Origin of the sequence: Oceanispirochaeta sp. (assembly GCF_027859075.1) — a bacterium.
Classification (GTDB): domain Bacteria; phylum Spirochaetota; class Spirochaetia; order DSM-2461; family DSM-2461; genus Oceanispirochaeta.
In genome coordinates, this window is record NZ_JAQIBL010000041.1 from 1 (window position 1) to 2,002 (window position 2,002).

A 2,002-nucleotide genomic window follows, 5' to 3' on the forward strand; every position below is an offset into this window, starting at 1 on the left:
AAAACTTTCTGTCTTTCCGAATCCAGGGCAATGGATTCATCATTGATAAAATGAATCCTGCTGTTATTTTCCACATAGGAGTAGATGACAGCCGGAGCCAGATCTGCTGCCGAGAGATCTTCCGAGGTGAGGATGGCTGTTTCCGTCACAGCCTTCAGACTGACAGGAAAATCCATATCGTCCGCCTTACCCACTGTAGACACAATAATGTCTTTGTATCCGGGAGAATCCAGGATTTCCCGGCTGGTACTGATAGTATTGGCAAGCAAAGCGATTCCCGATGATGCCGCCCCGATCCCCAGGGCCACGGCGACGATAAGGAGACCCGATTCGAGAAAACGGCCCAGAAACCGCCGTTGAATGATTTTAACCGGTTCTTTAAGCACGGAGATCCTCCCGTTTGAATGAAGCATTCCCTGAAAGATCCTCCTGGAGAACTCCATCCTGCAGGTTGATCACTCTACCGGCTCTTTTTCCCTGATCGGGGTTATGGGTCACCATGACTACGGTGACTCCCCTTTTATTAAATCCTTCCAATATCTGCATGATCTCCTCTCCCTTATCGCTGGGCAGGTTTCCCGTCGGCTCATCCGCCAGGATCAGGTCAGGGTCATTGGAGAGAGACCGGGCAATGGCCACTCTCTGCTGCTCCCCTCCGCTCAGCATGGTGGGGAGGTGATGCATCCGGTGATCCATTCCGACTTCGGTCAGCAGTTCCACCGCCCGGTTTCTCCGCGTCTGCCAGAGGACCCCGGCATAGCTCATGGGGAGCATCACATTTTCAAGGGCGCTGAGCTCGGGAAAGAGGTTGAAACTCTGGAAGATGAAACCGAAATGCTGGTTTCTGATGCGGGCCTGCTCCTTATCGGGGAGAGAGGAAATATCATAATCCTCCAGAAAATACTGGCCCGAGGAAATGCTGTCGAGGATGCCCAGGATGTGCATGAGAGTGGACTTCCCGGAACCGGAAGGTCCCATGATGGCGATGTATTCACCTCGTTCTATTGTGAGAGAAACATCTTTCAAGGCGCTGACCTTGGTGTCTCCCAGGTCGTAGATTTTATTGATATTTGTCATTTTGATCATATTTTTGTCTCCTCTGATATTCAGTTCTAAGGGTCCAACGCGGTTACAATCCGCTACCGGGAGTGCGCGCACTCCCGGTATTTTATCCCGTAAGGCCTAAGGGCCTTGGTGTTTTAATCTATTAAGGCCGAAGGGTCTATTAAGGCCGAAGGGTGAGTTTGATTTCATCCTGATCGATATAGTTCTGATAACTGCCGGTAATGACCTCGTCCCCCGCACTCAGCCCCTGCAGTATTTCTACATCTGTTCCCTGAATCTCTCCCAGAGTGACTTTTGTTTTAACGGCTTTATTTCCCTGGATCAGGTAGACGTATTTCTGATTTCCCGTGGTCAGCCAGGAGCCCCGGGGCAGAAGCAGCACATCCTCCTGAACTTCCAACGTGATGGAGGCAACCGCAGAGGCACCGGGGGTGAGAGTCAATTCCGTTTCCGGCTTGGCCCGGACAGAGATCATCGCCGACAGGCCATCCGTATCCATGGTGGCAATTTTCCCAATCTTGATGATGCTGGCATTCATGGTATTTGTGCCCACCGTGACCGTCATCAGTCCTCCCGGTTCAAGGAGTCCCGCATATTGTTCATACACATCAAAATCGATGAAAACATCCGAACGGTCGGCAACGATAAACAGAGAGTCTGACTGTTTAACAAGGCTGCTCCGGATGGACAGGGTCTCATTGAGACTCAGAACTTCCCCTGAGATGGGTCTCTTGATTCTGGTTTCTTCTATATCTTCCAATACCGTGGCCAGCTCTACTTTCAGCTGATTGATCACAGCCTGCTGCTTACGTTTGTCAATCTTCCCGGAGCTGAGGGCTTCATCCAGATCTGCCTGACTGTCTTCTCTCTGATCCTGCAGATCACTCAGAACATCCTGGGCATCCTCATAGTCGCTCTGGCGGGAACTTTTAAGGAC

The 2,002-nt window shown here is 51.1% G+C and carries 3 protein-coding genes; all 3 read right to left on the reverse strand.

Translation table 11 applies throughout. The features are described 5' to 3' along the window. On the reverse strand, positions 1–386 hold a 386-nt coding region (locus tag PF479_RS02545), incomplete at its 3' end, for a hypothetical protein (RefSeq protein WP_298001916.1). Then, positions 379–1,086, reverse strand: a complete 708-nt coding sequence (locus tag PF479_RS02550; protein ID WP_298001918.1) for an ABC transporter ATP-binding protein — start codon at positions 1,084–1,086, stop codon at positions 379–381. The genes PF479_RS02545 and PF479_RS02550, both read right to left, overlap by 8 nt. 139 nt (positions 1,087–1,225) lie before the next feature. Then, positions 1,226–2,002: HlyD family efflux transporter periplasmic adaptor subunit (locus PF479_RS02555; RefSeq protein ID WP_298001919.1), on the reverse strand; the 777-nt coding region annotated here is incomplete at its 5' end.